Origin of the sequence: Vibrio makurazakiensis (genome assembly GCF_050337375.1) — a bacterium.
Taxonomy (GTDB): Bacteria; Pseudomonadota; Gammaproteobacteria; order Enterobacterales; family Vibrionaceae; genus Vibrio; species Vibrio makurazakiensis.
This window is the reverse complement of sequence record NZ_JAKJSW010000193.1, coordinates 1-8,119: the sequence shown is the minus strand read 5'-3', so window position 1 is coordinate 8,119 and position 8,119 is coordinate 1. Positions and strand designations below refer to the sequence as shown.

Annotated in this window: 8 protein-coding genes; 5 read left to right on the top strand and 3 right to left on the bottom strand. The window is 41.7% G+C overall.

All coding sequences use genetic code 11. The annotated features are described in order from the left end of the window. Both metG and L4C33_RS17380 read left to right on the top strand, forming a co-directional pair. The coding region (gene metG / locus L4C33_RS17385; protein WP_428813671.1) for a methionine--tRNA ligase subunit beta at positions 1-646 on the top strand (646 nt) is incomplete at its 5' end. A gap of 180 nt (positions 647-826) precedes the next feature. Next, positions 827-1,306, top strand: coding sequence for a YehS family protein (locus L4C33_RS17380; RefSeq protein ID WP_428813670.1), 480 nt, complete (start codon positions 827-829; stop codon positions 1,304-1,306). Positions 1,307-1,385: 79 nt separating this feature from the next. Here L4C33_RS17380 and fadR read toward each other — a convergent pair whose 3' ends face one another. Then, positions 1,386-2,225 (bottom strand): fatty acid metabolism transcriptional regulator FadR, encoded by an 840-nt coding sequence (fadR, locus tag L4C33_RS17375; RefSeq protein WP_428813669.1) that lies wholly within the window; start codon positions 2,223-2,225, stop codon positions 1,386-1,388. A gap of 640 nt (positions 2,226-2,865) precedes the next feature. On the opposite strand from fadR, the gene nhaB reads away from it, so the two are divergent. Both nhaB and dsbB read left to right on the top strand, forming a co-directional pair. Further along, the gene (gene nhaB, locus L4C33_RS17370) at positions 2,866-4,455 is read left to right on the top strand and encodes a Na(+)/H(+) antiporter NhaB (protein WP_428813668.1); all 1,590 of its coding nucleotides are present in this window, start codon (positions 2,866-2,868) and stop codon (positions 4,453-4,455) included. 99 nt (positions 4,456-4,554) lie between these two features. Further along, complete coding sequence (dsbB, locus tag L4C33_RS17365) at positions 4,555-5,076, top strand: disulfide bond formation protein DsbB (RefSeq protein WP_428813667.1); 522 nt, start codon at positions 4,555-4,557, stop codon at positions 5,074-5,076. 67 nt (positions 5,077-5,143) lie between these two features. Here dsbB and L4C33_RS17360 read toward each other — a convergent pair whose 3' ends face one another. Further along, on the bottom strand, positions 5,144-5,764 hold the full coding sequence (locus L4C33_RS17360) for a YecA family protein (protein ID WP_428813666.1): 621 nt from the start codon (positions 5,762-5,764) through the stop codon (positions 5,144-5,146). Between the two features lie 193 nt (positions 5,765-5,957). Between L4C33_RS17360 and dusC the strand changes: the two genes are divergently transcribed. Then, positions 5,958-6,914: a tRNA dihydrouridine(16) synthase DusC gene (gene dusC, locus L4C33_RS17355; protein ID WP_428813665.1), complete on the top strand. Its 957-nt coding sequence runs from the start codon at positions 5,958-5,960 to the stop codon at positions 6,912-6,914. 53 nt (positions 6,915-6,967) lie between these two features. On the opposite strand, the gene L4C33_RS17350 is transcribed toward dusC, so the two are convergent. Continuing rightward, on the bottom strand, positions 6,968-8,119 hold a 1,152-nt coding region (locus tag L4C33_RS17350; protein WP_428813664.1), incomplete at its 5' end, for a GGDEF domain-containing protein.

Below are 8,119 nucleotides of genomic sequence, written 5' to 3'. Positions count from 1 at the left end.
GCTTCAAGAAGTTTCTTCTGTAGGTATCAACCTATTCCGCGTTCTAATGGCTTACCTAAAACCTGTAATGCCAGAACTTGCCGCTCGCACGGAAGCTTTCCTAAACGAAGAACTAACATGGGAAGGTGTAGCTACTCCGCTAACTGACCACGAGATCACTAAGTTCAAAGCGCTATTTAGCCGTATTGATCCTAAGAAAGTGGAAGCGATGATCGAGTCTTCTAAAGAAGATGCGGCAGCCGAAGCAGCAGTAAAAGAAAAAGCTGAAGCAGAAAAAGAGAAAGCAAGCCAAACTGAACTAGATAAAGAACCAATCGCTGAAGAAATTGAGTTCGATGCCTTTGCAGCTGTTGATATGCGTATTGCTCGTATCATCTCTTGTGAAGAAGTACCTAAGGCAAACAAGCTTCTGAAATTCCAACTGGATATCGGCGGTGAAACTCGCCAAGTATTCTCTGGTATCAAGTCTGCTTATAAGCCAGAAGAGCTTGAAGGTAAGCTTACTGTAATGGTAGCGAACCTAAAACCACGTAAGATGAAGTTTGGTATGTCTGAAGGCATGATCCTAGCTGCTGGCCCTGGTGGTAGCGATCTGTGGATCCTTGAACCACACGAAGGTGCACAACCAGGTATGCGTGTAATGTAAAGACGGCTTAAGCCCCTTTACTACTGAAGTATCAATCCCCGATGTAGATATACGTCGGGGATTTTTTATCTCTATCAGAAACTCTTGTTCTCTGTTAGAGTCGCCCCGATAATAGACCCACAATAAATAGTGTGTCGCCGAAATACCATTCGACGACTGACACCTTGATAGGACTCCCCTGTGACTAACAACGAAATCCTGCGCCGCATCCAGCACGCACTAAATTTGAAAAATGCTCAAATCATCAAAGCTTATGAGCAGGCGGACGTGACCGTTGCCCATGACCAAGTAAACAATTGGCTAAAAGACGAAAGCGAAAAGTCATTCTCTAAAATGAAGGACAAAGAGCTAGCTGTTTTCTTGAATGGTTTCATTAATCAGAAGCGTGGAAAAAAAGAAGGCGAGCAACCTAAACCTGAAGTTGAATTAACAAACAATATGATTTTCATGAAGTTGCGAATCGCACTAAACATGAAAGCAGAAGATGTGTTGGATGTACTGGAAGTGGTTGGTATTAGCTTAAGCAAATACGAGATCGGTGCTTACTTCCGTAAGCCAAACAATAAAAACTACAAAAAATGCGACGACCAACTTCTTTGTGATTTCTTAAACGGTGTTCAATTTACAAACCGTCCAGACTCTGAAGAATACTCAGCTTAGTCACTGAAAGCTCTTGATAACAAAAAAACCGCTAGTGTACGCTAGCGGCTTTTTAATACGTGTTACAACAGCATAAATATTAGCTATCGTCTTCTGTAAAGTTTGTAGGCAGTGTCGTCTTCATTTGATTCCAAACTTGAGCACTTGCCAAACCGTAGTGACGGATTGCAAGAGGAAGCTTTTCTCTATCGCCATTCTCACAGATTTCCAACAACTCTTTGTAGAAATCCAAAGCTAACTGACGAGCTTCTGGGTTTGAAAAGTAGTAACTACCAACACGGTCGTACAACTTACGTAAACCATTAAAGATCAGGCCATAGATTTGGTTCCCTGAGTGGAATGCCAAACGTTGGAACAACATATAATCGTAGAAGTTAAACGTTTTTGCTACCAAGATTTCTTGGCGTTTTACTTCGTCTTTTTCATTGTCATCTTTGATTGTCTGTTTCAGCTTATCTGCATACGGTGACGACTCAAGGAATTGCTCCCATGACTCGGCAGAAATCAAAGCTTCACAAGACTCAATCACACCATTAATAGTGCGTTCAGAGTTTTCTTTATTGGCTTTAAATGCGTAACGCATAAAAATAGGGCTGATGCTCGTACGAGCAGCAAGTAGGTCTTCAACGATGCTAGTTGCATTATCAGCATCTAGAGTCATTAACGTATCCAGAATATGAAGACCCGATGTTTCCATAAACTCATTAACTTTTGTCGGCTTGCCATGCTGAATAGTCAGCCAACCATCGCGAGCTAGTCGCTGTAAAACTTCACGCAACGTCGTTCTTGTTACGCCAATTAACTCAGAAAGTTCACGCTCTGCCGGTAAAATTGAGCCAGGAGGGAAACGGCCATTCCAAATACTTTCAATAATATACTTTTCTGCAAAGCCTGCAGGGCTTTTCGCCTTAATGACCATGTGAGCGTTAATCCAATTTTATTTATTCTTCACTAATGAGACTCATCATACCACTAGTTCACGCTCTGCGGAAACCTCGCTATCACTTAATGGTCACAGAACCCCACTTAGAGCATAAACTCTAATATGACGCACACGATTGCAACATTCAACTTGTGACACACCTCGCGCAAACAATGATTTCAACAATCTATTAACAGATAATGAATTAAGCAAAATCAACAACTTAATCACAACACTGACAAATCATAAAATACAGACAAACTTGTCACAATTGCACATAAATACCTATTAAGTTGTAATTTTCAGTCATTTCACTCAGATATCGATGGAATGGCGTGTTATTAACATTTTTCATGCTATGCTAGCGCTACTTTGATCGCGTTTCTCGACAATAATTGGGTATTTTTAGATCTGCAGAGTTTTTCTTGTTGACTAAATGTTATCTGAGAGTAGAGTTGCGCTCAAAAAAGAGCAATGCTTAAGTTTCTAAGGGAGTGACTTGGCAAAACCGCAAAGGATTGTTGGGTTGTTGTTTTTCTAAGTCACTGTTAGTAATGGAATAATAGTTTATCCAAAACTAGAAACCACTAAGCTATGTCGTTAAGTCTATTCATTATTAACATATAAGAGTATTAATATGCCGATGTCTCTCGGAAATGCATTTATCAAGAACTTCCTTGGTAAGGCTCCTGATTGGTATAAACTTGCCATCATTTCATTTTTAGTTATCAACCCTTTCGTTTTCTTTCTAGTTGACCCGTTTGTTGCAGGCTGGCTACTGGTGATTGAATTCATCTTCACTTTAGCTATGGCACTTAAATGCTACCCACTTCAACCCGGTGGTTTGTTAGCAATTGAGGCGATTGCTATTGGTATGACCAAGCCCGAAATGGTTTACCACGAAATCCAAGCCAACCTACCTGTACTTCTATTACTAGTGTTCATGGTTGCAGGTATCTACTTCATGAAAGAGCTCTTGCTCTTTATCTTTACTAAGATACTGCTTGGCATACGCTCTAAAGTCCTGCTTTCAATGGCATTTTGCTTTGCAGCGGCATTTCTATCAGCTTTCCTAGACGCACTAACTGTAATTGCTGTTGTTATCAGCGTTGCTGTCGGCTTCTACTCTATCTATCACAAAGTCGCTTCAGGTAAAGGTTCTAACTCTGCTCACGACCACACACAAGATGGTGAGATTTCTGAACTGACTCGTGAAGACCTTGAAAACTACCGCGGATTTTTGCGTTCATTGCTAATGCACGCTGGTGTTGGTACTGCACTTGGTGGTGTTATGACAATGGTTGGTGAACCACAAAACCTTGTTATTGCAAAGCAAGCTGGTTGGGAGTTCGGTGAGTTCATCATTCGCATGCYGCCAGTTACTCTGCCAGTATTCTTCTGCGGCATGCTGACTTGTGCTCTAGTCGAAAAAATTAAAATTTGTGGCTACGGCGCTGAACTTCCAAACAATGTTCGCCAAATTCTTGTTGAATTTGACAACAAAGAACGTCAAAGCCGCACGAAGCAAGACGTTGCTAAACTTTGGATTCAAGGTGCTATCGCGGTATGGCTTATCGTAGGTTTAGCGCTTCACGTTGCAGAGGTTGGGCTAATCGGCCTTTCTGTCATTATCTTAGCAACGGCTTTCACTGGTGTTATTGAAGAGCACTCAATGGGTAAAGCGTTTGAAGAAGCTCTGCCATTCACCGCATTACTTGCTGTATTCTTCTCTATCGTTGCTGTAATTATTGACCAAGGTCTGTTTAAGCCTGTTATCGATGCTGTACTACACGTTGAAGACAAAGGTACTCAACTTGCCTTGTTCTATGTAGCGAATGGCCTACTTTCCATGGTGTCAGATAACGTATTTGTTGGTACGGTTTACATCAACGAAGTAAAAACAGCGCTTGTTGACGGCATCATTACTCGTGACCAGTTTGACCTTCTTGCTGTTGCTATTAATACAGGTACTAACCTACCGTCAGTTGCAACGCCAAACGGACAAGCTGCATTCCTATTCCTACTGACTTCAGCATTGGCTCCGTTAATTCGCCTTTCTTACGGTCGTATGGTTATTATGGCGCTGCCATACACCATCGTTCTTGCCGTTGTTGGTCTAGTTGGCATCGTGTTCTTTGTAGAGCCAATGACAGCTTGGTTTTATGACGCTGGCTGGATTTCTCACCATGTAGGTGACGCAACATCTGCCGTTACTGGTGGTCACTAATCTAATAATTCAAAAATAATTATTGATTGGGAAACTTATACACGATAAAAAGCTCTGACTATTCAGAGCTTTTTTTATTTTACAGAAAGGATTTAACTCGTGAATTTTCTCTCTACACTCAAAGACTTTTCAAAAGGTCGCCTATCTTGGCTCCTTTTACTCATTTTTGTCATCTTCTTTGAGGCTTGTGCATTATTCTTCCAACACGTCATGATGCTATCACCATGCGTAATGTGTATTTATGAACGTGTAGCTATGCTTGGGGTAGGCGCTGCCGCCGCAATAGGGTTAATAAACCCAAACAACACCATTATACGCTGGCTAGGATTAGCGGCTTGGGGTGCAAGTGCTTATAAAGGTTTAGCACTTTCAATGCAGCATGTGGATTATCAATTTAACCCATCACCATTTGCGACTTGTGACTTATTCGTCACCTTCCCTAGTTGGGCTCCGTTAAACCAATGGGTTCCCTGGATGTTTGAAGCTTATGGCGATTGCAGCAAAGTAGTTTGGCAATTTTTAGACCTGTCTATGCCACAATGGTTAGTCGTTATTTTTGCAGGCAACTTAATTGCATTAGCAGCTATCGTGATCGCTCAGTTTGCTAAGTCAAAGAAGTAGTTATCCGCTTTAAGAATAGAAAAAGTCGACATTACGTCGACTTTTTTATTATCCATTAACAATGCAATTAAGCTTTTTTTCCACAGCATTGTTTGAATTTTTTACCACTTTCACACGGACAAATATCATTTCGACCAATGCCCTTAAACGGGTTAACACTTTGAGATTTATTTCCGAGCATCGCTTCATCCGCTGCAAGCGCAACTTCTGTCACCATCAAGTCGACTTGGCCAACTAGATCATTCAAAGTCGGTGGGTTTTCTAACCCAGCCGCTTTCATTTGCTCTATTGTCTGCTCTTCATCAATCGCGAGCATAAATGTGGTTAGCATTGCTTGCAGCATACGTAGCGTGCCATCTGCAATTGATGTTTGCTGCCATTGATCTTCAATCGTCGGCCAAACCATCATGAAGCCTTCAGAAAAGTCTGCTAACTGTTCATTAAAGTTATCAGCATCCAGCACTTCAGTAAGCAAATATTCACTTCTCTGAATTAGGTTATGTTGGCGGTTAATTTGCTCGGTGACTTGAGGAACAAAGTCCTGACCAGCTTCAGGAATAGCTATAGGTAACCAAGCCTCTGGATCAAGAGGTTTAGTTGCAAGGTTAGACGCAAAGATAGCACCTTCTACAAATTGGGCCGTTGCTTCGCTAATTGAGTCTGAGGGACTCAATAATTGATACTTCATATTACTTCACTAGTCAGTCAATTTAGTTGCCGCCATTATACCCACAAGCCTGCCAATAAGTAATTAGTCACATTGCTGTACGAGTAAATCCCAGATAGTTACTTCGCAAAAGTTTCTCCGTAGTGACAATAAGGGAAGCACCCCGTACAATCACGCCTCTTAATTTTCGATCCACTCAGTTTCGGTAGAGCACATGCGAGTAATACTTGGCCCCATGGAGGGCGTTTTAGATCATCTAATGCGTGAAATTCTGACAGAGATTAATGATTACGACCTCTGTGTTACTGAATTTGTGCGCGTCGTTGATCAGTTACTTCCTCCTCATGTATTTCATCGAATCTGCCCGGAATTACACCAAGGTTCCCAAACTATGGCAGGTGTACCTATTCACCTCCAACTTCTGGGGCAGCACCCAAACTGGATGGCTGAGAATGCCTTCCAAGCAGCAAACTTAGGTGCTAAAGGCATTGATATTAACTTTGGATGTCCTGCAAAGGCAGTAAACAAAAGTAACGGTGGGGCTTCACTATTGAAGGAGCCTGAGCTTATCTACCAAGTAGTTAAAGCCTGTCGTGAAGCTGTACCAGCACATATCCCTGTTTCAGCAAAAATTCGTTTAGGTTGGGAACACCCTGAAGAGTGTTTCGAAATTGTCGATGCTATCGAGCAAGCGAAAGCTAACGAACTCACCGTGCACGCACGAACCAAGGTGGGTGGCTATAAAGCCAGCGAGATTAAATGGGGCTATATCAATCAAATACGAGAAAAGACGTCTCTGCCTTTGATTGCTAATGGTGAAATTTGGAATTACCAAGACGGACAGGATTGTATTAAGACAACAGGTGTCGATTCATTGATGGTCTGCCGCGGAGCTTTCAATATTCCAAACCTTGGCAATGTAGTGAAATATAACCACCAGCAAATGCCATGGGAAAAGGTAATTGAATTACTGCTACGTTACTCTGAGTTTCAGATCAAGGGTGATAAAGGCATGTATTATCCAAATAGAGTGAAACAATGGTTTGTTTATCTAAGTAAAGGCTATCCTGAAGCAAACGAATTATTTAAAGAAATTCGCACTTTCAAAAAATCACCACCTATCGTAGAACGTTTACAACGTTATCAAGAGGAACACTTCTTGTCCGTATAACGGTCAACGTTGGTTTCCCCTCAAACTGTACAGAACTTCAATAACACATACGGCTAAAATTCGATTCGGTTTTTACCGGTCGTTTTAGCCACATACAGCTTCTCATCTGCGCATTTAAAAAGCGCATCAAATTTGAGTTGGTTACTTTTCGCTTCGACGACGCAAGCTCCCCCTGAAATAGTAAAACCACCTTGCAATACTTCATGGGAATACTTGCACACGGATTCTTTAACTCGAACGAGTGTCTTTTTCAACGTCTCTTCATCAGTGCCTCGTAGATACACGACAAATTCTTCGCCACCAAAGCGGGCTGCCACGTCACTACTCCTAATACTGTTTTTAATTTGTCTGGACATAAAACAGATAACTTCGTCGCCTTTGTCATGTCCAAATGTATCGTTTACTTTTTTAAAGTCGTCAATATCAAAAACAGCGATAACAAAGCGCTCATCATGTTCAACATTACGCCAAAAGGATTCAAGTCCCCGTCGGTTCAATAAACCTGTCATTGGGTCTTTTGCTGCAAGCTCTTGAAAGTAACCTCTTTCTATATTCGAGTTAACGTAGAATAGAATCGTGATAGAAAACAGGTAAACGACTAACGATACGATGAGGCTGTTTCGCTCAAAGATCACAAAGTTCCTAATTTCATTGATGTAATCTAATTCGTAGTACATCACATGATTTTCTACGACTCCCTCTAAATCAATGTTTTGCACTCGTACCGCATTATCTTTCAACGGGGTAAAAGTGCGGTCAATCATATTGATTCGTCCTGCGAGATCACTGTTAGAGGTAGCGAGTAATTTTCCAGCATCAATATCGACCGCCAACATTCCTTGATGATTACCCCGATAAAAGACAGGAATAGACATGCTTAAGCTACGTTCGAATGAATCGACCCTTAGTGCAGGACCCGCTAATGTCAGCTTGTCTGGGTTATTCGCCGTTTTCTGCCAGTAGGGCCGGCTTTTTACAGTCGAAAGTAATTCTTTAGTCAGTGAGCGTGCGAAGTCTTCTGGTGATGAAATAACGTAGCCTTCTTTATCAATAAAGTGCACCCCTCGGTGATATTCATCAAGGTCTGAGAGAAACGATAGAATGGGTGCAAATGCTACCTTTTGAGAGGCGCTTTTATACAAAGCAGTACTTTGGTCACATAGGGACTCGTCGCCGACAATCATGTAATCGATATCGACTGTCGG